The organism is Hungatella hominis, assembly GCF_014288005.1.
In the GTDB taxonomy this organism is placed as follows: Bacteria; Bacillota; Clostridia; order Lachnospirales; family Lachnospiraceae; genus Hungatella; species Hungatella effluvii.
In genome coordinates, this window is record NZ_JACOPB010000026.1 from 1 (window position 1) to 22,740 (window position 22,740).

16 protein-coding genes, 1 tRNA gene, 1 rRNA gene and 1 pseudogene are annotated in these 22,740 nt (G+C 46.5%); 14 read left to right on the top strand and 5 right to left on the bottom strand.

The genetic code is table 11. The annotated features are described in order from the left end of the window. The 10 genes from H8S75_RS29620 to H8S75_RS29660 all read left to right on the top strand — a co-directional run. Positions 1–105: ribosomal RNA gene (locus H8S75_RS29620) — 23S ribosomal RNA — on the top strand; the annotation flags it as partial. Between the two features lie 130 nt (positions 106–235). Continuing rightward, positions 236–307 (top strand) — tRNA-Gly (locus H8S75_RS29625). A 59-nt stretch (positions 308–366) separates the two neighbouring features. Next, the gene (locus H8S75_RS33485; protein WP_349769014.1) at positions 367–552 is read left to right on the top strand and encodes a beta-L-arabinofuranosidase domain-containing protein; all 186 of its coding nucleotides are present in this window, start codon (positions 367–369) and stop codon (positions 550–552) included. A gap of 412 nt (positions 553–964) precedes the next feature. After that, positions 965–2,344 carry an ABC transporter substrate-binding protein gene (locus tag H8S75_RS29630; protein ID WP_187024580.1) on the top strand — a complete coding sequence of 460 codons (1,380 nt, stop codon included), beginning with the start codon at positions 965–967 and terminating at the stop codon, positions 2,342–2,344. 229 nt (positions 2,345–2,573) lie between these two features. After that, positions 2,574–3,272 carry a carbohydrate ABC transporter permease gene (locus H8S75_RS29635; RefSeq protein ID WP_243270522.1) on the top strand — a complete coding sequence of 233 codons (699 nt, stop codon included), beginning with the start codon at positions 2,574–2,576 and terminating at the stop codon, positions 3,270–3,272. Positions 3,273–3,285: 13 nt separating this feature from the next. Further along, a complete protein-coding gene (locus H8S75_RS29640; protein ID WP_110326140.1) occupies positions 3,286–4,116 on the top strand; it encodes a carbohydrate ABC transporter permease in 831 nt (276 codons plus the stop codon). Positions 4,117–4,161: 45 nt separating this feature from the next. Beyond that, positions 4,162–5,961 carry a sensor histidine kinase gene (locus H8S75_RS29645; protein ID WP_187024582.1) on the top strand — a complete coding sequence of 600 codons (1,800 nt, stop codon included), beginning with the start codon at positions 4,162–4,164 and terminating at the stop codon, positions 5,959–5,961. Beyond that, positions 5,933–7,423: a response regulator transcription factor gene (locus H8S75_RS29650; RefSeq protein ID WP_187024583.1), complete on the top strand. Its 1,491-nt coding sequence runs from the start codon at positions 5,933–5,935 to the stop codon at positions 7,421–7,423. Before H8S75_RS29645 ends, H8S75_RS29650 begins: the two co-directional genes overlap by 29 nt. A gap of 15 nt (positions 7,424–7,438) precedes the next feature. Beyond that, positions 7,439–10,618: a hypothetical protein gene (locus tag H8S75_RS29655; RefSeq protein WP_187024584.1), complete on the top strand. Its 3,180-nt coding sequence runs from the start codon at positions 7,439–7,441 to the stop codon at positions 10,616–10,618. Continuing rightward, a complete protein-coding gene (locus tag H8S75_RS29660) occupies positions 10,612–11,301 on the top strand; it encodes an MBL fold metallo-hydrolase (RefSeq protein ID WP_187024585.1) in 690 nt (229 codons plus the stop codon). The genes H8S75_RS29655 and H8S75_RS29660 overlap by 7 nt, the downstream gene beginning before the upstream one ends. A gap of 70 nt (positions 11,302–11,371) precedes the next feature. Here the strand turns inward: H8S75_RS29660 and H8S75_RS29665 are convergent, their stop codons facing one another. From H8S75_RS29665 to H8S75_RS29675, 3 genes are read right to left on the bottom strand one after another with little or no spacing between them, the layout of a single operon-like run. After that, positions 11,372–13,456: a CocE/NonD family hydrolase gene (locus H8S75_RS29665; protein WP_187024586.1), complete on the bottom strand. Its 2,085-nt coding sequence runs from the start codon at positions 13,454–13,456 to the stop codon at positions 11,372–11,374. A 14-nt stretch (positions 13,457–13,470) separates the two neighbouring features. Next, positions 13,471–14,637 carry a DUF819 family protein gene (locus H8S75_RS29670; protein WP_187024587.1) on the bottom strand — a complete coding sequence of 389 codons (1,167 nt, stop codon included), beginning with the start codon at positions 14,635–14,637 and terminating at the stop codon, positions 13,471–13,473. A gap of 38 nt (positions 14,638–14,675) precedes the next feature. Continuing rightward, the gene (locus tag H8S75_RS29675; RefSeq protein WP_187024588.1) at positions 14,676–15,746 is read right to left on the bottom strand and encodes a mandelate racemase/muconate lactonizing enzyme family protein; all 1,071 of its coding nucleotides are present in this window, start codon (positions 15,744–15,746) and stop codon (positions 14,676–14,678) included. 191 nt (positions 15,747–15,937) lie between these two features. On the opposite strand from H8S75_RS29675, the gene H8S75_RS29680 reads away from it, so the two are divergent. Together H8S75_RS29680 and H8S75_RS29685 are read left to right on the top strand one after the other, a co-directional pair. Next, positions 15,938–16,510 carry a helix-turn-helix domain-containing protein gene (locus H8S75_RS29680; protein WP_187024589.1) on the top strand — a complete coding sequence of 191 codons (573 nt, stop codon included), beginning with the start codon at positions 15,938–15,940 and terminating at the stop codon, positions 16,508–16,510. Positions 16,511–16,736: 226 nt separating this feature from the next. Next, positions 16,737–17,476: pseudogene (locus H8S75_RS29685) on the top strand (DUF3825 domain-containing protein). A 258-nt stretch (positions 17,477–17,734) separates the two neighbouring features. On the opposite strand, the gene H8S75_RS29690 reads toward H8S75_RS29685, so the two are convergent. Together H8S75_RS29690 and H8S75_RS33490 are read right to left on the bottom strand one after the other, a co-directional pair. Beyond that, positions 17,735–18,928: a response regulator transcription factor gene (locus tag H8S75_RS29690; protein ID WP_187024590.1), complete on the bottom strand. Its 1,194-nt coding sequence runs from the start codon at positions 18,926–18,928 to the stop codon at positions 17,735–17,737. A gap of 30 nt (positions 18,929–18,958) precedes the next feature. After that, positions 18,959–20,797: a sensor histidine kinase gene (locus H8S75_RS33490; protein WP_187024591.1), complete on the bottom strand. Its 1,839-nt coding sequence runs from the start codon at positions 20,795–20,797 to the stop codon at positions 18,959–18,961. 277 nt (positions 20,798–21,074) lie between these two features. Between H8S75_RS33490 and H8S75_RS29700 the strand changes: the two genes are divergently transcribed. Further along, positions 21,075–21,887: a carbohydrate ABC transporter permease gene (locus H8S75_RS29700; protein ID WP_242840534.1), complete on the top strand. Its 813-nt coding sequence runs from the start codon at positions 21,075–21,077 to the stop codon at positions 21,885–21,887. Between the two features lie 2 nt (positions 21,888–21,889). Beyond that, complete coding sequence (locus tag H8S75_RS29705) at positions 21,890–22,723, top strand: carbohydrate ABC transporter permease (protein ID WP_002602231.1); 834 nt, start codon at positions 21,890–21,892, stop codon at positions 22,721–22,723. Positions 22,724–22,740: the final 17 nt, after the last annotated feature.

Sequence of the window (22,740 nt, forward strand, 5' to 3'; positions counted from 1 at the left end):
TCGCAAGAGTAAGACCCCTTGAAGACGACGAGGTAGATAGGGCAGAGGTGGAAGCATGGCAACATGTGCAGCTGACTGTCACTAATAGGTCGAGGGCTTAACCAAGTTGGTTTAGGTTGTCAGAAATGGCAGAGGAAGTAAGAACGGATGAAAGATATGTACAATGTGTGGTTTTGAGGGTATATGCCCTAAGAGAAAACGGAGAGATGAGAGTCGCTTCGTTTTTATAGAATAAGCGCGAGTGGCTCAGTGGTGGAGTACAACCTTGCCAAGGTTGGGGTCGCGGGTTCGATCCCCGTCTCGCGCTTTTATTATGTAAGAAAACGGATTTCCAGAAATGGAAATCCGTTTTTTTCATCCAGCTGCATAGTTTACCTTTATAACGCCAATGCGACAATACCGGAGATTCATGGCTGTGCCAGAGCCTATGAAATGACAGGAGAGGAGCAATACAGAAAAGTAGTGGAGAACTACTGGCAGCTGGCTGTAAACAGGCGGGGAAGCTTCGCAACCGGAGGACAGACGGCTGGAGAGAGCTGGCTCCACCGATGAAGTCCGGTTTCACGGAAATAAGGACAATCCACAGTCGATCCTGACTCCTTCCCATGAGCGGGAGTGGGAGCACTGGAAGGAGGATTACCGGACGGTAGGACAGGAACGGAATTTCTGTTTCAAGCCTTTGAAAAATATTGGCAGAGAGATGTATACGGTTTATTTTCCGGTAGCAGATACAGATTCGACAGTGCACAAAAACTAATACGGAAGCGGATTTCTAAGATATGGAAATCCGCTTTTTTAATTCTGCTGCCAATGCAATGCGTTTCCAAAGAGAAGAGATGAATTTCTGCATTCAACTCTGGCGGATTGTCCATGTCGTATGTTAAGGCCGGTATGCTATAATAAGGATACTTTAACAGGCTTCTGTAAATAGACAATGGTAATCAGTATTGAAGGAGGGTATTTTATGAGAAAAAACAGACACATCTTAGCATGGACACTGGCTGCACTGACAGCAGTATCTTCTCTTTCCGGATGTTCCGGCTCTGCAAACCAGACAGCAGCTGTGGAGACAAGCGCAGAAGAAACTACAAGAGCAGAAGAGACCACGAAAGCAGAGGAAACTGCAAAAGAAGAGGAAACCACACAAGCGGAAAAGAAAGACGTGACATTATCTCTTTTGATTGACAACAACGTATCTTTAGACGGACTCCAGGCCGTGTGCGATCTAGCGAAAGAAAAGCTTGGAATTACGATTGAGATCGAGTACAAGGTAGATGACAGTGTGCTTAAGACGAGACTTGCCTCCGGAGAGATGACGGACCTGCTGGTATATAACTCAGGTTCTCTGCTGGACGCATTAAATCCTTCTGAGTATTTTATTGACTTAACCGACCAGCCTTTTGTAGAAAAGTATGATGAGACCTATAAGAATTCTGTTACTGTAAATGGGGCTGTCTATGGTGTTCCATTTGCATCTACGCAGGCAGGTGCAGTTATGTACTATAAGCCAATTTATGAAGAATTGGGATTGAAGATCCCTGATACATGGGCTGAATTCATATCTAACTGTGAGAAGATAAAAGCAGCGGGGTATACCGCCTATATTAGCTCTACGGCAAAAAAATCCATGACACAGGTGCTGTTCTTAGGTGACCACTATAACCTGGTGTCAGCCAATCCAAATTTTGTAGCAGAATTTGAAAAAGGAAATGCAAAATATGCTTCAGATCCGGCGGCTATAAGAAGCTGGGAGAAGTATGAAGATGCGTGGGGCTATCTGCAGGAAGGACACACGGCAACTACATATGATGAAGCTTGCGATATGCTGGCTAACGGAGAGGGGGCTCATTGGATCAGCCTGACGCAGGCTCTGTCCAATATTTATTCTTTATATGGAGAAGACACGGTTAATAAGATAGGTGTATTTGGGGTTCCAGGAGATAAGGCGGATGATCATGGCCTGACCGTTTGGATGCCCAATTCCCTTTATGGGAATATCAATTCCGATAAGAAGGACGACATACTTCGCTTTATGGAGTTCTATATTTCGGACGAAGCACTGAATGCATACGCGGGAGCAATACTTCCCGATGGTCCGTACTGTATTAAGGGGTACTCTCTTCCGGATAACTCTTATGATGCAGTAAAAAATGATATGCAGGCTTACTTTGATCATAATAAAGCAAAAGTTGCCATGGAATTTGAGACAGCAGTGAAAGGTGCGAATTGTTCTACTATTACGCAGTCACTGATATCTGGTCTAACTACTGGAAAAGAGGCCGCTTCCGATTATGACGAGGACTGTAAGCTCCAGGCGCTTCAGCTTGGACTCGATTGGAAATAGTTGATTCAAAATAAGTGATTGAAAATAAAAGAGGATGTGGAAACATCCTCTTTTGTGAAAGCAGGTGAGAGTTTTGAAACAGAAAAAACGATATTCCGGATGGTTTTTAGCGCCTACGTTGGTGGTTTTTATCGGACTTTTTATATTACCACTTATTATCTCTCTTTATTTTAGCCTGACAGTCTGGAGCTTTACGAATGTCACTTTTGTAGGACTGGAAAATTTTAAAATGTTCTTTAAAGATAAAGCGCTCAGCCGTAGCATCATCAACACGTTTCTCTACGCGTTTTCCACTTGTGCCATAAAAGTCGTGCTGGGCTTTTTTCTGGCCGTATATCTAACCGGGAATATCCGCTTAAAAAGAACCCTGAGGTCAATGGTGTTTTTTCCTCATCTGGTCAGTTCTGTTGCTGTAGGAATTACATTTGCGGCATTGATGCATCCATCCAGGGGATTGTTTAATAAAGTTATTATATTTTTTGGAGGACAAGGGATTAACTGGCTTGGAAACCCGGATATTGCATTATTTTCTGTTATAGGTACAGATGTATGGAAAGGACTGGGAGTCGCAACGGTCATCTTTATTTCTGGAATCCAGGCCATAGACAGGATTTATTATGAGGCGGCGGAGGTGGATGGAGCGAGAGGGATTCAGCTTCTGCGTTATATCACAATGCCATTATGCCGGCCGGCAATGAATTCTGTTATTATCCTGGCGCTGGTGACAGGTATGAAAACATTTGACTTAATTAAAGCCATGACAGAGGGAGGGCCGGGGACTGCAACCGAAGTAATCGCACTTTCTGTATATAAACAGTTCGCCGCGGGATATTACGGCCTCTCTACAGCAGGAAACGTTATTATGCTGGTAGTAATTGGACTCATTGCTTATCCTCTGCAGAAGTTTCTGATCAGCCGTGAAGAATAGGAGGGCAGTTAAAATGAAGAAGAAAAATATACGGTGTTTTGCAGCGACTGCAGTCGGTGTTGTATCGGGGTTTATTATATTTGTTATTCCTTTTTTATTTATGCTCGTTAATTCTTTAAAAGACAGAAAATCGGCTAACCAGTTGAGGCTTTCACTACCGGAAAGCGTACATTTTGAAAACTTTCTTGACGTCATAAAGGAGCAGAACTATATGCTGCTGCGGGCGTATAAGAATAGCTTTATTCTGGCGTTCTTTTCCATTCTGCTGCTGGTTGTATTTTCATCTATGGCCGGATATGTGCTGCAGAGGCGCAGCGACAGAAAAATTACAGCCGCAAACGCTGTAATTCTGGTTGGCCTTATGGTGCCGCCAGCCATTATGCCTACGATCTGGGTACTGCAAAGTGTAGGCCTTTACAAAACTATGGTGGGGATGATTCTTATCGAGGTGGCGCTTCATACTCCGTTTACTGTCATGCTGTATCGGGGATTTATGGCATCAATTCCCATTGAACTGGAGGATGCCGGATATATCGATGGATGCTCCCAATGGAAGATGTTCTGGACGGTTGTATTTCCACTGCTAAAACCAGTGAGTGCCACAGTTACGATTCTCAATATGGTTTCCGTTTTTAATGATTTTATGAATCCGCTGTATTTTCTTCCAGGAACAAAGAATGTAACGCTTCAGCTGACACTATACAGTTTTATGGGGCAATTTTCCAGTTCTTACAATTTATTATTTGCGGATGTGATACTGATTGTCTTGCCTATGCTCATAATTTTCTTTATACTGAATGATAGAATTGTTGATGGTATGACGGCGGGGGCGGTCAAAGGCTAGGTTGAGGCATAAGGTCAGCTACGCCCGGAAAAGGTGGGGAATGGTATGAGGTTTCAGCGAAAAATTCTGTTGAATTATGTACTTCTTCTTTTTATATCTGTGGTGATTATAATTGTGCTGTATTATAATTCCTCCCGAAAACGGTACGCGGAACAGGAGTATTCTTACTTACAGACCCTGTCAGGACAGATGATGCAGCAATTGGAGATGGAATACCGATCCATGCAGGAGATGACAGAGTCTCTTCTTTCTGACCCTGTGATTCTGGATAATTTAAAAATTCTGGCTACCATTTATGAGGACAGCGATTATCGGGTAGAAGCGAAAAAGAAGATTATGATCAGACTGAACACCTACCATATTGTGAAAAATTTTTACAGGGTTTTAATTTATAATAATCGTGGCGACATATTTGCAAGCTATGATTTTGATGAACGAAAGATCAAAAATATGATTCCAGAGGAACAGGAGGTATGGATAACAGGCGCTACGGGTAAGAAAGGAAGGACAGGACTGGTTCTGCCTCATGAGGATCCCTGGGGAATGAAGGCCTCACCTGTCATATATGGGGTCATCCGGGAGATTTTAGGCAGCAATATGGGATATTTAGAGGTACAGAAGACAGAAGATTCGCTGAAACGCATCTTTGAGATTTTTGATGACAATATTCGGGTAGCCGCTGTATACGATGGGGGAGGCGCCCTATATGGACTTGAAAACGAAGAGATGATGCAGTACTATGAGGGGCTGGGTAAGAGTGAGAAGCACACAGTAACGGATAGAAAGAACCCTGTGACGGGCCGTAATGAGATCGTGTCCAGTGTCTACTCTGAACTTACAGGAGTTACAATTTTGCTGGCAGAGGACAGACGTGTCATTACGCAGAAGATGTCCGGTCCACTATGGATGGCATTCTGGATTCTGCTTCTTTTCGTGTCACTGTCTATCTTGTTTATTGTCCGTATATCACAGAATCTTGCGCGGCCGATTAACGAGCTGCGCAGGCAGATGGAGCAGACTAATACAGAGAATATGGGGGAAGCAATCCATATAGAGAACAGCATGGACGAGATTACAGCTCTTACGAATACATATGAAAGGATTTTACGGAGACTGAAGGAATCCCTGATTCAGGAGAAGAACTTATCCTATCTGCAGCTTCAGGCAAGATACGATCTTCTGCAGGCTCAGATTAATCCTCATTTTTTTCATAATGTATTGAACGTTATCTCTTCGAGGGGACTGATGTTGGGGGACGAAACCATCTGTGAAATTTGTGGAAGCTTGTCCGGTATGCTTCGCTATGCCACTGGCAATAAAATACGTTATGCCACGATAGCGGAGGAGTTAATCTATTTGAAGCAGTATCTGTATCTGATGAAGCTTCGGTATCAGCATAAGTTGGAATATCTTATCGAGGTGGATGAGACGCTTGGCAGTCAGCTGGTACCTAAAATTGCGTTTCAACAAATTGTAGAAAATTCCATTAAGCATGGGTTTAACGGGAAAAATGACGTGATGAAGATAACTGTTACCATAAAGCTTACGGAGTCGGGAGAACACTGGATTGTGGTATTCACTGATAACGGAGAAGGGATTAAAAAAGAGACGGTGGAACAGCAGATGATACGAATGAGGGATAGTCTGCTAAACCGTCATGAAAACATCGAGATGGAAATTGGCGGTATGGGTCTGCTTAATACCTATGCTCGTCTCGTACTGTTTTTTGGCGATGATGTGAAACTGGAGATTATGGGACTGGAAAGCGGGACAACCGTAGTCATAACGGTGCCAGTATCGGCAGGAGCGGGGGAAGATGTTTCGAGTATTGGTAGTGGACGATGAGCCAAGTGCAGTGGAGTATATCTGCAATATAATAAAAATGAAATGTCCTGATTTGAACGTGGTGGGAACGGCGGAAAATGGACTGGAAGGTCTGGCGGAGTACCAGGTGCTGGAACCGGATCTGGTGGTAAGTGACGTTAAGATGCCGGTTATGGATGGCCTTCTTATGGTAAAAGCCATCAGGGAAATGAATCCTGAGGCACAGATTCTTCTGGTAAGCGGTTATCAGGAATTTAAATATGTAAAAGAAGCTCTTTCGATCGGAGTTTCTGATTATGTTTTAAAACCAATGACACCAGCTAATTTTGTAACATCAGCTGCCCCGATTATTAAAAAGTTGAAAGGCAGGATGTATGAACAGCGGAAAGTACTGGTACGTCAGGTGGTGGCCGGAGAAAAGGCCGATGAGGATGAAATCAGAGCATATTTTCCGGAAGAGGAATACTATCTGGCTGTCATTCGGGAAAATGGGCTTCCAAGGCGTTTTACCGGGAATTATGGAATGGAAATGCTCTCTGAGCTGGAAGATACGATATTTGTGTATGGGCGTGATGAGAGGGAGGCTCTCTATATCTGTCCTGCCAATGCACTTAACGATCTGGCATTCAGTTTTATGATTGAGAAGGAGGCATTCAGAAAAAAGAATGACAGCAACTTTGTGACTACGGTGATGATAGAGAAGGCCGTGGAAAGAAACTGGGTTCCTAAGGCTATGGAGCAGATATACAGAAGTTTAAACAGCCGCCTGTCCATAGGGGTCAACCAAAGATTTTTTGCGGAGGAAGGCGAAAAGGACATGGACAAGAGGAAGGAGCTCTATGATAAGGAGGCGTTAAGGAGCATGGAACGCTTCCTGGAGAAGAAAGAGTATGACATGCTCTTAGAACGACTATGGGAATTTATAAAGAGTACAGAAAGGGCGGCTTATCCGCAGCTCTGTCTGGAGCGGTTCGTGAGGCAGCTGGCGCTTAAAATTCAGCAGTACAGGAACTTTAGGGGGGATGTATTTGAGGATGAGATGATGATGGAGGATGCATTTTACTATGCTGGCAGTGTAGAAGAACTGTTCGACAGCTTAAAAAGTATCTTTATACGGTATTGGAAGGAGGACAGAGAGGCAGTAAAACTGGATTCTAATCAGTTTTTAGACACGATGAAGTGCTATATTGACCAGCATATGGCGGAAGATATCACGGTTTCCACGGTTTGCAGGGAATTCGGACTGTCTCAGTCCTATTTAAACATGATATTCCGGAAATATGGGATGCAATCGTTTAATATCTATCTGCGCACAGTCCGCATTGAGAAGGCAAAACGCATCATGGAGAGGAATCCACAGATGTTTATTAAGGATATCGCTATGATGGCGGGCTATAAGGACCAGTTCTATTTCAGCAGAATATTCAGAGCAGTAACGGGAGTGTCTCCATCGGAGTATATTGAACGTGGTTCGGTGGGATGAGTTGGAGGTAGTTAGGTGTATCGGGTAAATCAGAAAGAATTTTCAGAAGAGATATTTGCAGACCCGCCGGTGGAATACAGGGGGTTTCCATTCTGGGCGTGGAATACAGAGATGACAAAGGAAGACATCGATTTCGGCCTTTCTATTTTTAAGGAGATGGGAATGGGAGGGGTATTTCTTCACAGCAGAACGGGGCTGAATATCCCCTATTTAGGCGAAAAATTCATGGATCTAATTGATTATGCGTGCAGCCGCGCGGAAGAAACAGGGCTTATTCCGTGGCTTTATGACGAGGACCGGTGGCCTTCCGGCTTTGCAGGAGGTCTCGTGACGAAGGAGAAGGCGAACCGCAGCCGTTTTTTGGTCTGGTCTCCAGAGCCGCTTAGGGAAGGACAAATTGTGGAGAACAGAGGTTTTACTTCCTCTGCGGCCCCTGTCAGGAGTGGAGAAAGAAAATTTTACGGTATATATGAAGTAACTGGAAAGAATGGTTATTTAAAATCGTATCGAAAACTGGAGGATATAAACTTACGTAAGGCACAGACGGAGGAGGGAGAGCAGACCTTTCTGTGGTGGGCTTACCTGGAAATCTCAGGGAATAATCCATGGTTTAATGGCCAGTCGTATGTGGATACATTAAATACGGAAGCGATAAAGCAGTTTATTGATATAACCTATGAGGGATACCGTCTAAAGCTTGGCGATAAATTTGGCTGCATGATCCCTGGAATATTCACGGATGAGCCTCAGTTTACACCGAAGCAGCGGGCGGAGGGGATAGAAAGCCGGGAAACGGTCATTCTCCCTTTTACGGATGTACTTCCAGAGCTGTTTTTGGAGAAATACCATTTTGACCTGATGGATGCACTGCCGGAATTGTTCTATGACTGGGAGGACAGAGTTTCCCTGGCCAGGTACTGTTATCATGATTTGACAAGCCAGATGTTTGCCGAAAGTTATGCCGGACAGATTGGTAAGTGGTGCAGGAACCATAGACTGGCTCTGACCGGTCATCTTATGAAGGAACCGCTCCTCTCGTCCCAGACCCAGTATGTGGGGGAGGCGATGCGCATTTATCCGGCATTTGAAATTCCCGGTATCGACATTCTCTGCGACCGGCATGAGTATACGACTGCAAAACAGGCGCAGAGCATCGTTCATCAATATGGAAAATCCGATATGATCAGTGAACTGTTCGGGGTAACGAACTGGGACTATGATTTTCGGGGGCATAAGCTTCAGGGTGACTGGCAGGCAGCTTTGGGGGTTACAATGCGTGCACCTCATCTTTCCTGGACATCAATGGAAGGGGAAGCAAAAAGGGATTATCCTGCCTCTATTTTTTACCAGTCCCCATGGTATCAGGAGTATCGGCTGATGGAAGACTATTTTGCCCGGATTTCGTCTGTCATGAGCCGGGGGAATGCAGTTGTAAGAATCGGGGTAATTCATCCGATAGAAACGTGCTGGCTGCATTGGGGAACACTGGAAAAGACGGGAGAACGGGTAAGGGAGCTGGATGAGCAGTTTTTGCAATTGACGGACTGGCTGATCGGAGGCAGTTTTGATTTTGATTTCATATCGGAGGCGCTGCTTCCGGAATTATACAGAGGGTGTGCCGGGGCTGGTTTTTCTGTAGGGGAAATGAGGTATCGTGTGGTTATTGTACCAAATATGGAGACGATCCGATGGGAGACACTGGAGGCACTAAAGGAGTTTCACAGCAGGGGAGGCGCTGTTGTTTTTTGTGGCAGAATTCCGGCCTGTGTGAATGGAACGCTTTCCAGTGAAGGAGTGAGGCTGGCGGAGCAGTGTAAAACAATTCCGTTTATCAGAAGCAGCCTGTTGAGTGAACTACAGGAGTTTTCAGAGGTTGAATTATTCGAGCAGGGGCGTGGGAGAATTGATGATGTTATCTGCCAGCTTCGGGAAGAGGGAACAGAACGTTTTCTTTTTATGGCGCACAAAAAGAACCCGAAAGAAAAGGATATGGCCAGAGCACGGATTATAACCGTGCGAATGAGGGGGAGTTGGTTATGCCGGCGGCTGGATGCTGTGAGTGGTTGTGGAGAAGATATGGAAGCGCGGCCAGGCCTTGATGGATGGACAGAGACAAAGGTAAGAATTTATGAGCACGACAGCGTATTGATCCATTTAACTCCATTTTTCAGAGAGGGGCAGGAGACACGGACAAAAGGAGAGAAGGCAAGCCAAGAAGGATATGCAGTTAGAGAAAAGGCTGGAGAAGAAGGGGAGAGAGGGGGAAGCAGAGGCCAGGAAGTCCAATACTGCAAACGAACGCGAGTGTCCCTGTCTGAGCCGAACGTACTCGTATTAGATATGCCGGAGTATTCATTGGACGGTGAGGAATGGAAGGAAGAAGAGGAAATACTGAGGATTGACAATGAAATACGGAAACGGCTGGGATATCCTCTGCGCATGGAGGCATGGCCTCAGCCATGGGTAAAGCAGAAGGAGGACGAAGAAATACACAAAGTTGAACTTCGTTACTTTATATACTCGGAGTGTGAGGTCAGGGAGGTATGGCTGGCCCTGGAACGGCCGGAAGAGACTGAAGTTTATTGGCAGGGGAATCCTATTACAGGAGAGCCGGTTGGCTGGTATGTGGACAAGAGGATTCGAAAAGTAACTTTAGGGGGACTGAAAAAGGGCTGGAATGAACTTCGTATGGTCCGTTTATTTGGCAGCAGGACCAATCTGGAAGCGGTTTTTCTTTTGGGTGGGTTTGGTGTTAAGGTAACTGGGCGCAGAGCAGTGGTGACAACATTTTCAGGTTTCCTGGATTTCGGGGACTGGACAGTACAGGGACTTCCGTTTTATGGAGGAAATGTGACCTATCACATAAGTGTTATAGGGAAAGGACATCCGATGAAAATCAAGGTGGGAAAGTTTCGTTCACCGGTTCTCCGTGTTGATTATCGTGAGAAGAAGCAGGGGAATATCGCATTTTCACCGTATGAGCTGATAACGGAAAAAATTGAGAAAGGAGAACAGCGCATAGACATTACGGCGTTTGGAAACAGGTTAAATACATTTGGTGCACTCCATAATTGTGATGATTCCGACCATAAAGCGGCGCCGGAATACTGGAGGAGCGAGGGGAATGCCTGGTCCTATGAATACTGCCTCCAATCAGCCGGAATATTGAAGGCGCCGGAAATCACAAGATGTTAGAACTCCATTTCCTGGGAACAGGAGCGGCTTTTTATCCGGAACTGGGCAATACAGCTGCCTTTTTCCTGCATGGTGATACTTTATATCTGATAGACTGCGGGTCTTTCGTGTTCCACAAACTCTATCAGTTGTCTGAATATAAGGAGGCTCGCCACATTACTGTTCTTATTACCCATATGCACACGGATCACATTGGCAGTCTGGGAGATTTAATTGCTTATTCCTGGTTTAAAAAGGGAATTCGTGTCAAGGTTTTCTATCCGGATGAGCGGTTGAATGTATATTTAAAATTATGTGGGATTGATCGTGAAATCTATGAATATACTGCCTGGTGGCCGGAGGAATTGCCTTTAGGGATTAAGGCGAGACGTGTGTATCACGATCCCTCTATGGGGTGTTTCGGGTATGAGATTGGTGACGGAGAGGAGACAATCTATTATAGTGGAGACAGCGGGCTGGTTGACAGTGAGATGCTTGATGGACTGAGGTCGGGGAAATTCACACACCTCTATTTGGATACCGCCAATTATGCACCCGCTGAATCGGGGCATGGCAATTTCAATGCACTGAAGATGGTGGCGGATCCTTCCCTTAGAGGAAGGATTACCTGCATACATCTTGACTGTGATTTTAAAGAAGAGATCCTGGAGGCGGGATTTTGTGTGGCGAAAGTGGTAAATTAAACAGTTGCTCCGTATCGTAGAACAGGCTCCCAAACCCTGGATTTCAGATTTGGAAGCCTGTTCTTTGTCGTTACGTCTCCTCCCGCAGAACCACCCGCGAAGCGCAGCTTCCGCCCCGGTGAATGCGGTTGTGGGCGGTCTTTATGGCCACGCTGTTGAAGCCATCACGGGTGTTGCGGTTTGGAAAGATGAAATTCTCCGCACTGGAGGTGATGGTAACTCTCAGGCGGTGACCTTTTAAGAAGGTATGAGATACTTTTGTAGTTCTGATCTTTACCGGATAAACCGTGCCCGGCTCCATGAAATCGGGATGATCGAACTGATTCCGGTAGCGGACGCATAAGACTCCGTCGGCCAGCTTCATGGAGCGGCCGGCTTCGTCTACATCTGTGATGCGCACGACGAGATCGGTATCCTCACAGTCGGAGGAAAGAAAAATCTCAGCGGTGGCGTCTCCGGTAATCGTTAAGTCTTCGGTCAGGCATTCGGTGGTATAGCACAGGACATCAGACCGTTTCTCTTCTTCCGCGTAATCGGCAGGGACCTCCAGTTCATTTTCCGACATGTCAATAAGATGGATCGCCGGATCTTCCGGATTATACAGATAAGAATCGGAAGATTCGTGCACCGGAGAGTCCGTAGTCAGAAGACCGCCGTTTGATGCGGCCGCATCCTCGCGGCTGCCATCCAGATAGAGCACCAGCTCTTTTGTCTCTGGTACAGGCCAGTTACTGGCCGTCTTCCACTGGTTGGACCCACAGGTATAATACTCTGCCTTCGGTGTCCGGTCGATTCCGTTATCTACACCTTTTAAATAGTGTTCCAGCCAGGCGAGGCAGATGAAATCCATGTCGTAGCGAAGGGCGTTGCTGCCAAGCGCAAGGCCGCCCGGATCGTAGGACGCATTGCCGCTGTGCAGCCAGGGACCCAGAATGACTTTCTTTTCCGGATAGTCCCGATATAATTCCAGGGCTTCCGTTGTACCCATGCCGTTATCATCAAACCAGCCGGACATGATCAGAGCGGGGACCCGGCTCGCTTCAGTCCGTTCCTTCCAGTTTCCGCGCTGCCACAATTCGTCATAGTCCATATGGCTGAGCCATTTCTTTAAAAATGGGATGTCGTAGCCGAGAGCTTTTGGCGCCAGCTCCTCCAGAGGACGGATGTTCAGAACGTCATCCCAGTCGTCTCTCGCCATGAGCTCCGGGTTGGCATGCTGTCCAGAGACGAGGAAGGCCCAGGCGAGCATACCGGAATTAAAGCAGCCGCCTCTTCGCGGAACATCCACGAAGGGACTGCCGGCACAGACATTGCTGAGCATGGCTTTCAGATGCGGATTGCCGCTGGCCGCCGCTGCCCACTGGACATAGCCCAGGTAGGAACCTCCGGTCATGCTGACGCTGCCGTCACTCCAGGGCTGGCCGGCAATCCAGTTCAGCGTGTCGTCACCGTCCTCGACTTCATAGTACATGGGAAGCCATTCGCCTTCGCTGTCTTCCCGGCCGCGGACATCCTGGATCACCACGGCGTAGCCGCGCTGTACAAAACGATAGTACGCGGCTGTGCCAATGGTTTTTCCATAAGGGGTACGCACTAATACGGTGGGGACTCTTCCCGCGCCCTCCGGCAGATAAATATCCGTTGCCAGACGTATGTTGTCACGCATTGCCACCATCTCTGTGACTGGGGGTTTCACCGTGAAAAGAGGGGTCCCGCCCATTGTCTTCCAAACTTTCAGGATCGTTCTGTCTTCATACCCATCTTTTACCAGAACCGCGCACTGGTCGCGAAACGGAGTGACGAAAGCAATAACGGTTCCCTCTTCTGTGATCAGATCGACTGGAAACTTAATGTTTCGCTGTACAAAGGAGTCTTCGTTTTTTCTCTCATATATCTCTCCGGAGGGAGTGGTGAAGCGCGCTGCCTTTTCCTTTGTGACCTCGCTTATTCCCGCCTCGTAGTCAGGCAGCTTAAGAAGGATATTGCGGACATCCATTTTCCCAAGCTCGAGGTACCAGGTTTCATCCTCTGTAAGCTCTTCCCATTCTTTAAAAAGACCGGTATGTACATCAAGCGGCCGATGGCAGACCCGGTCTTCTGTCCGTTCACAGATACCATATAAAATGCCGGACAGATAAAAGTTCCATTTTTCCATAGATTCCTCCTTGTTTATGCGCCAATGAAAAATTTGATCAGATAAGCAACCATAATGCCCACATAGTTTCCACAGACGCCGCCGATTACACCCATGATCAGCCCGACGCTGACAAGCCGGTTCCATTTGGCGCTGGAGGCGACTAAAGATGCAGTGGTACCGTCGGCAATTGCACCGGTGATTCCCAGAATTACGTATTCGTAAGGAACCTTAAACAGTCTGGAAAGGAATAAGTGAAGCGCGATGCTTCCGACGATAACACAGAAGCAGAAGAGCGTGATCGTCATGGTGGAGCCGAAGAAGGAGACAAGATCTACGCTGAAGCCGATGATGGATAAGTACATTAACCCGAAAAACAGCCCCAGATTCAAATTCCCTCTCAGTTTTCCTACGGCTGGAATCTGGGCGGCCGCGATGGAAATCGTGGAGATCAGCAGGATTCTGCCTGCGCTTGCGATGGAGGAGGGCAGAAGTGCCGACAGTTTGGTGGCGATGGTAACTATGGTAACCGCGATGGCCAGGAGCCATGCGATATCCTGGATACTCCATTTCTGTTCAGCCATCAGCACAGGCTCGTCACCGTCGCCGATGCGGTCCTCATCCGAGAGATGGTAGGGCCAGATCTTCTTTAAATATTTCACATTCTGGAACAGGGCCGGGGCGGCAAACATCAAAAACAGGGTCGGCATACCGATAACATAATCCGCCGCATTAGCGGCAGCGATGGTCTCATTGGCCGCATCAAGTCCGACTGCGATCGCTGTTAAGTTGGAACTTCCGCCGGTGTAGGTGCCTACGAACATTCCGGCAATCTTCCAGCCTTCAAACATCTTGTTTCCAAATATGACACCGAACACCGTAGCCATAAGGCAGACACTGAATACGGCGCAGACCAGAGCCACCAGCGCCTTTCCGGAAAGCTTGGCCAGCTCTTTTAAATTGATATTCAGCAGATAGATCGAGATGGACATCGGGACGCAGTATGTAATGATGACACCGTATACGTCCTGATATCCCGGAACAATGTGCAGGTTTACAAGCGCAAGTCCGATAACGATAACTGTAAGCGCCGGGCCCACGTATTTAAATGCCTTAAAACGCTGTACCCACAGGGAAAATGCCACCATTACCAGTATAACTGTCAATAATTCGTCGGTTGTTTGAAAAATCGGGAACTGCATACTCATACCTCTTTCGTTAGAATTTGTATTATCTCGGTTTACATGTTAAAGGTTATGCCAAATCCCGGCTCATCCAACAGTGTGAACGTATCCTTATCCTGGATAAACCCGCCCTCGACCGGATTCTCTTTATAGTACAGGAAGCTGTCACAGTCAGCTTCGGTCACATTTTTCTTAGCGGCGACCAGACTCAGACCGGCGGTAATGGCCAGCTTGGTTTCCAGCATACAGCCTACCATACAGGTGACTCCGTTGGCTTCGGCGATAGCATTGATCTTGGCAGCAGGATACAGGCCGCCGCATTTCATCAGCTTGATGTTGAGAATATCGGCTGCCTCCAGCCGGCAGGCTCTGGCCGCATCCACCGGTCCATGGATGGATTCGTCCAGCATAATCTGGATTCCGCCTGTTTTTTTGCGGATATAAGCGGAACCTTCCATATCCCAGTGCGGCAGACACTGTTCGACGGCTTCGATTCCATACTCCTTAAAACCTTCCAGTGCGCAGACGGCGCTTGATACGCTGTATCCCTGGTTTGCATCAACACGGAGGCGGACTGCAGGGCCCACGGCTTCGCGGATGAGCTTCATAGCACGGATATCTTCTTTATAGTCGATTCCTGCCTTGATTTTCAGAATGCGGTATCCTTCCGTACAGACAAGCCTCTTCGCTTCGGCTGCCATGGCTTCCGGGCTGGTGATGCCGATGGTGATATCGTTCTGCACCACGTTTCCGCAGCCTCCAAGCAGCTTGTAAACAGGCTGTCCCATGGATTTCCCCATCAGATCGTACATCGCTAAGTCCACGGCACATTTTGCCGCTCCGTTTCCCACGATCACGTTGTCCATCATGGCATGAATGGCTTCGATATCCATGGGGTTCATACCCATCAGTCCCTGCTTAAAGATTTCCAGGACAGCAATGACGCCATCGATGGTCTCGCCGGTGACAGGAGCAAAGGGCGCTGCCTCCCCGTAGCCTGTGAGTCCGTCCTCTGTAGTTACTCCGATCAGTACACTCTCCAGGCTGCTGACGGTAGCAAAGGCCACCTTGAACGGTTCCTTCAGCGGAATCTGTACTTTTTCAATTTTCATACCAGTAATCTTCATGATTATCCTCCTTATATTATGGCTATATCATAATTTTCGCGTTATAATATAAAATAATTTTACTATAGCTTAAAATAGCGGTCAACCATTTCTGGACATTTCGTCATGAAAAACAGGAAATAATCAGTAAAAATCTTGCGAAAGTATCTGAGACACGCTATGATAGAATAATCAGAAAAAAGGAGCTTTAAATGTTAGGTACAAATATCAGAGAATATAGAAAAAAACAGAAGCTTACCATGAAGGAGCTGGCGGAGCGGACAGGCCTTTCCATCGGATATATTTCCCAGGTGGAACGGGGGGAGACAGAACCGTCGCTGTCTTCTCTGCGGAAAATCGCAGGTGAATTTGATGTTCCGGTGTATGTGCTGCTGGACGATCATAAGAATGATTCCAGCCTTACCATACGCAGGGAAGAACGCATGACTGCCCATGTCAGGAAAAACAGTGTGGAATACGAGTTCCTGACGCCATTTTCCTCACAGAATTTTTCACCCAAAGCGCTGATGATAAAAGCCACACTCGAACCACATTCCAGAGATTCGGAAATACCCATCGTCCACCATTCCGAGGAGACGCTTCTGGTCGTCAAAGGAACGCTTAAGGTGGTGGTCGGTGAGGAGACGATCGTGCTGCGGGAGGGAGATACGACTATTATCAAAGAAGATTTCCCCCACACCTGCATCAATGATGATGATGATTACACAGAGGTGATCTCCGTCATCACACCGCCGGTCTGGGGGACGCTGCATTTTCCAGGTTAAAAAGATGAAGATTTTCAACAAGCTGATTGCAGTTTTAGGGTTGGTATGGTATACTGGTTTTACCAACAATAGAAGTAAAAATTAAATGAATATAGATTTATTAAAAACTCCGCAATATCTCGATTGGTTCAAGAACAAACTGTACTTAAACGCGACAGCGCTGTCAGCTGGAAAGCGTACCATTTGACAAGCTTAAGTTATTTTACAGGGGAAGGGGGAGGTAACGATGAAACTATTTCAATTTGCTTTTTGTTTTGATTATGATAAGAAAATTAATTCATTAAGTAATTTGTGTCCTGAAAAGTGGAGTTTTGGTTTAAACTCTGATAATGTTATATTGAAGAATTATGTAGACCACACGCTGGAAAAAGTGTTTGAGGAAAAGAAAGTAATTGAAGGCTCAAACTATTGTTTGTTTAATACGGGATTATATACAAACTTTTATGAAGAAATTTAAGCTTATTTCATTGAAAACCAAAATAAGAATAAACAAAAATGGTTCTTAGACGGATTTTATACATCTTATCAGATTTCTAATATGGGTGTGACAGAGCGCCCACAACGGGCTAATTATTTTACTAATCCATCAGAATTGGTTTTTGATACAAATTGTGAAATTATTCCTCAATATTCACATATTTTTAGTGATCCTGAAAATTTTTTGAGGATTCCTGAAAGTGTAAGGGAAAGCTCTAACAAGACACTTCTTTTTGACGGGGCAATAAAAAGAGCTAAACAGATGATAAATGCAAATTATAAAACAGCAGTTCCTCAGTTTATAAGGGCAAAATACAACTTTTAATTCCAGTTTGCTTAATAAATGAAAATGTACCGGATCTGGCTTTGGTTGTGAGTAAAAATGAGACTGGGAATCAATATTTAGGACATACTTGTTTGACTTTAGATATGGCATATAATAATGCTCATCTTATAGCAAGAGCTGATAGTATTTGGCTTAAACCATAAGAACTTGACATTAGAAGGATATGGTGGTATAGTTTATTCATTAAAGCACATACTATATTATTATTTATATTATATTATTATTTATAATGTAAGATTTAATTATTTTTAGGCAAACCATTTGGTTTGCCTTTATTATTTTTATGAACACTGAGTACAGGGAGGAGCCGTGAGCGAGCCGGCTTCGTAGGGGCGGTCTGCTGCGGCTATCGCAATGGCTGTCTTTATTATGGATTCCCTGTTCCGGCTGGTACAGAAGAATCATGAGTAGGAACAGGCAGCGCTCCTACGCTTATATTCCTTCACCGTACATCCGTAGTACTTCTTAAAGCTGGCGCTGAAATACTGGCTGTTGCGGTAGCCGGTGGCCTCGGCCACCTCGTAGCTTTTCATATCGGTAGTCCGGAGCAGCTCACCGGCTTTTTCCATACGCACAGAAATCAGATAGTCGTATAGATTGATACCGAACTGGTCCTTGTAGAGACTCGTTAAGTAGCAGTGGTTGACATTAAAATGACGGGCGATCATGACCAGGCTCAAATCAGGATTCTGGTAGTTCTTTTCGATATAACACCTGATTTTGGACAGAAGCGTGTAGGTCTCGCTGTTTTTAGACTGCATAGCTGCCTGGCAGGAGGCGTACAAATCGTTTAATTCCTGCATGACGCTTCCCTGGTAAAAGATGCCTTCCAGGAGCAGATCCCGCTTTAGACAGCTGTTGATATACTTCTTCAGTTCCTCCATACTGGTTAAGAAGCGGTTCTTCTCCTTGCAGTCCGGCATGGTATAGATAATAAACAGCTGAAGATTGTCCATGCAGATGAAAAGGCTTCCATAGTACTGGCGCGTCAGCGTATTGCACAGTGTCTGCAAGTATTCCTGGCACGCCGCCGTGTCTGGCGGAGCATCTTTTCCGAAATCCATGAATAAGACCATTCCGAGACCGCCGGTGATGTTGATGTCAAATGCGCGGAAGATTGCATCGTCTGCCTCACGGAAATTTTCATACATCAGTTTGGAAATGTACTGGCGCCGGATCAGGGGGTATTTTTCATTTAATATTTGGTTGACCTCCCTGGCACGGATACATTTTTTCTCGGCCCTCCGGAGAACATCAAGCAGCTGGCTGTTATCGATGGGCTTGTTTAGATAATCGATGGCATCCAGGGCCAGAGCCTGCTTGGCATATTCAAATTCCTTATATCCGGAAAGAAAGATGAAAAACAGATCCGGATAGTAGTCTCTGGCGATTTTCGCCATCTCAATTCCATCCATGATGGGCATCTTAATATCGGATATGATGATGTCCGGTCGGTTCTCCTTCATATATTCCAGGGCATCCACACCATCACGCGCGGTATAGACCAGGTCCCATCCCAAATCATTCCAGTCAATTCTTTGAGCCATATTTCTTCTTGCGACTGCGTCGTCGTCTACAAACAGTATTTTCAACATTTTTATCAATCCTTCCGGTTTTTTCCAAGATCATCGATTCAGACGGGGCGCTTCCGTGTTTTGGGTGCCCTGTTTCTGGCTTAGGGCCTGATAGGGAATTCTCAGTGTCACCGTCGTGCCTTCTTCCAGAACGCTGTCGATGGTGAGACCATAGCCAAAGCCATAGGTAAGCTGAAGACGGTCGTGTACATTTTTAATTCCGTAGATATGAGCGGGCTTTTCTGACATGGAACAGTATAAGGAAGCCCGGATATCTTCGAGAAGCCGGTCGGGGATGCCGCCTCCGTCATCGCTTATGCGGATCAGAAGACAGCTGCCCTCTTTTTCTGCGGAGATCCTTATGGTTCCATCGGTCCGGCAGGGCCGAAGTCCATGATAAACCGCATTTTCCACGATGGGCTGCAGCACCAGCTTGATGATGGAACAGTCCCAGTATTCGGCGGCGACAGAGATCTCATACTGGAAATCTTCGAAGCGCGTCTTTAAAATAGCCAGATACATCTCCACATGAGTCAGTTCATCTCTCAGAGAAATCGCCACCATGCCCTTGCTGACGCCGATACGGTAAAATGCGGCCAGCTGATCCACCATCTGTCCGGCTTTTTCCACCTCACCCAAATCGCACAGCTGGTGAACGCAGTCCAGCGCATTGTAGAGAAAATGAGGATTGATCTGAAAGTACAGGGCCTGTAGCTCCGCATCCTGTTTGGCGAGCATTTCAAACTCCAGATTTTTCATCAGCAGCTTGATCCGGCCGATCGTGTGGTTGATTCCCTTGCAGATCTGATTGATTTCCTTGCCTCCCCATGCGGTTATCGCTGTATCTAAGTGGTTTTCTGAGACGTAGTTCAGCTGCTCCATGAGAGAACTGATGGGACGGGTCAGCAGGTTGGTAACGGTAAAATAGAGGGCGAGGCAGACGGTGAGCAGGAGAAGGCTGAATTTTATTGCGACGTCGGAGAATCGGTGGTAATTCATGTACATTTCTTCCATGGGGATAACGGCCAGTACCCCCATATTTTCATAGGCCAGCGGGCGGTAGATGACGTAGTTTTCACCCAGCTGCCGCGTGATGGTCGTCTCTGGCACCGCATCGCCGGTCAGGGCTGAGATGGCGTGTAAATCCTCTTCCGACAGCTTCTCCAATGTGTCGGTTCCGAAGAGCTCGGAGGAGAAAAACTGCAGCTTTCCATCTTTTACGAGGGTTACGCATGAGGAGGCAGTGATTTTGCAGTTGATCAGTGAGGTGGTGAACAGCCTGTCATCGATGCCGAACACCATAACTCCGTGTACGGTGGAATCAGGAGAACCCAGGACCTCCATAAGCGAGGCCGCAGGCAGGCGTCCGCTGAACGTGGAGTAGGGATATGGCTCTGAAGCACTGGTAATCCAGTGCAGGGAGTATGGCGGGTAAACTTCTGAGAAATCCTCGTAACAGAAATTGGATCGCCGCAGCTGCTCTCCGGTATTGGAACGGAACATACTGACGGTATAGTCGTCAAGAAATAGAAATACGGAGTTAAAGTAGGAGGAATTCATGACGAGAAAATCATGGACTGCGTTGGAGAAGCCACGGTAATTTTCCGCCGAGATAGGTTCCCGGTCCGCCAGAATGTTTTTCCGCAGCTTGTAATAATAGGATGAAGCCGTAATCGTGGTGGGAAGATTGCTTACCGCGGCGATCTTCTGTTCCAAGGTGTCGCTCGTCTGACCGATGATGGCGACCGCGTTCGCCTGAATCAAGTCTGTGATCTCTTCTTTGCCGGCGCGGTAGAAATAGCTGCACGAGAGGAGTACCAGAAGGACAAACGGCAGGCAGAACAGCAGCATAAGACTTCTGATTGACAGTGAAAAAAAATGTTTCTTCACGAGTGATTCCCCCTTATCATTCGATAGAAATACGGTTTTTGTATGTGTTTCCTTTACCATATATAGTTTTGATAAGTTTGTCAACAAAACCTAAAGATATTATAATTTTCACGAAAGATACTTTATTTACCCGTGAAGGCTGATGTGGTTAAATAGAAACATGAAGTTAAGCGCTTACATGAACAAAAAGAAAGGGGAAGAGATTGTGAAAAAGGAAAAGTTTAATTTTGCTCCATATATTCTCATATTACCGGCATGCCTTTTGATGGGGCTCATCATGATTTATCCATTGGGAAAGGTTTTCTACTTAAGCTTCCAGCATTATAATCCGACGAAACCGTTTACCAACGGGTTTGCGGGACTCGATAATTTTATTACGATCTTTACAAAGAAAGAGTTCTACAATGCACTGGGCGTTTCCGCAAAGTTCGTAGCATGTGAGGTGGTACTTCAGCTGATCTTCGGCATGATTGTGGCACTGATCTTAAATCAGAAGTTTAAAGGAAGGGGATTCTTCCGTGCCCTTACATTTATTCCATGGGCTTTATCCGGAGTACTGACCGCTGTTTTATGGAGTATCATGTTCAACCAGCATTTCGGAGTACTCAATGATCTTTTGGCGAAACTGGGGATTATCAAGGAACCCATCGCCTGGCTGGCGAACACGAAATTCGTACTTGGTTCCGTCATTGTGGCGGAATTATGGAGAGGCATTCCTTTCTTTGCCATCAGCCTTCTGGCGGCGATGCAGGGGCTTCCAGATGATATATACGAGGCGGCAAGAGTGGACGGCAGCACGAAGTTTCAGACGTTCCGCTTTATCACGCTTCCGATGCTTAAGAATACCATTGTGCTGACGACTCTGCTCCGCACCATCTGGGAATTCAACAGTGTGGACTTAATCTACAGCCTGACCGGCGGCGGTCCGGTGGGTAAGACGACCACGCTCAGCATGCTGATTGCCAATCAGGCCATCAAGACGAGCAACTATGGATACGGTTCGGCGCTCTCTGTTGTCAGCTTTGCGATTCTGGCCGTTATTGCGGTGATTTATATGAAACTGTCCGGATTTGGAAAGGAGGAGGCATAACCATGAAGGAGAAGAAAAGAGATATTATATTCCTGCGGTGGCTTCCGCTGCTTCTGATCAACGTGTATGTGGTGTTTCCGATTTACTGGTCCTTTATCACATCGTTAAAGAGTGAGGCCGACATTGTCAGCACGCCGATTCAGTATATCCCGCGGTCGCCGTCCCTGAACAACTTTGCGAACGTATGGGTTCACGCCGGATTCAGCCAGTATTTTGCAAACAGCCTTCAGATCAGCATCGTGTCGGTGTCGATCATCGTGGTCCTGTCCATTATGGTGGGATATGCGCTGACGAGATATAAATTCAAGGGAAAAAAGCTGTTTATGGGCTTTCTGCTGGCCAGCCAGTTTATACCGGCGGCGGTGCTTCTCGTTCCGCTGTTCAACATTTTCCAGGGAGTCGGACTCGTGGGAACGAAGACGGCCATCGTGCTGGTAAATATCACCTTCCATATTCCGTTCAATGCGATTCTGATGAAAGGCTTCATCGAGGGAATCCCCTTTGAACTGGAGGAAGCGGCCATGGTGGACGGGTGCAGCCGGTTTAAGGGAGTGGTGAAAATCGTGCTTCCCATGCTGGTACCCGGAATCATTACGGTGGCGGCGTTCGCATTTATCGCCTGCTGGAATGAGTTCCTGTTCAGCCTGATGTTCTTAAACGATCCGGCGAAATATACGGTGCCCATCGGCTTAAAGATGATGCAGGGCGAGTTCAGCGTTCAGTACGGCGCCATGGCATCCGGCGCGATTATCGCCATGTCGATTCCGGTATGTCTGTTCGCCTATCTTCAGAAATATCTTGTAACCGGTTTAAGCGCCGGCGGTGTTAAGGGTTAATAATTATATAATAAAAA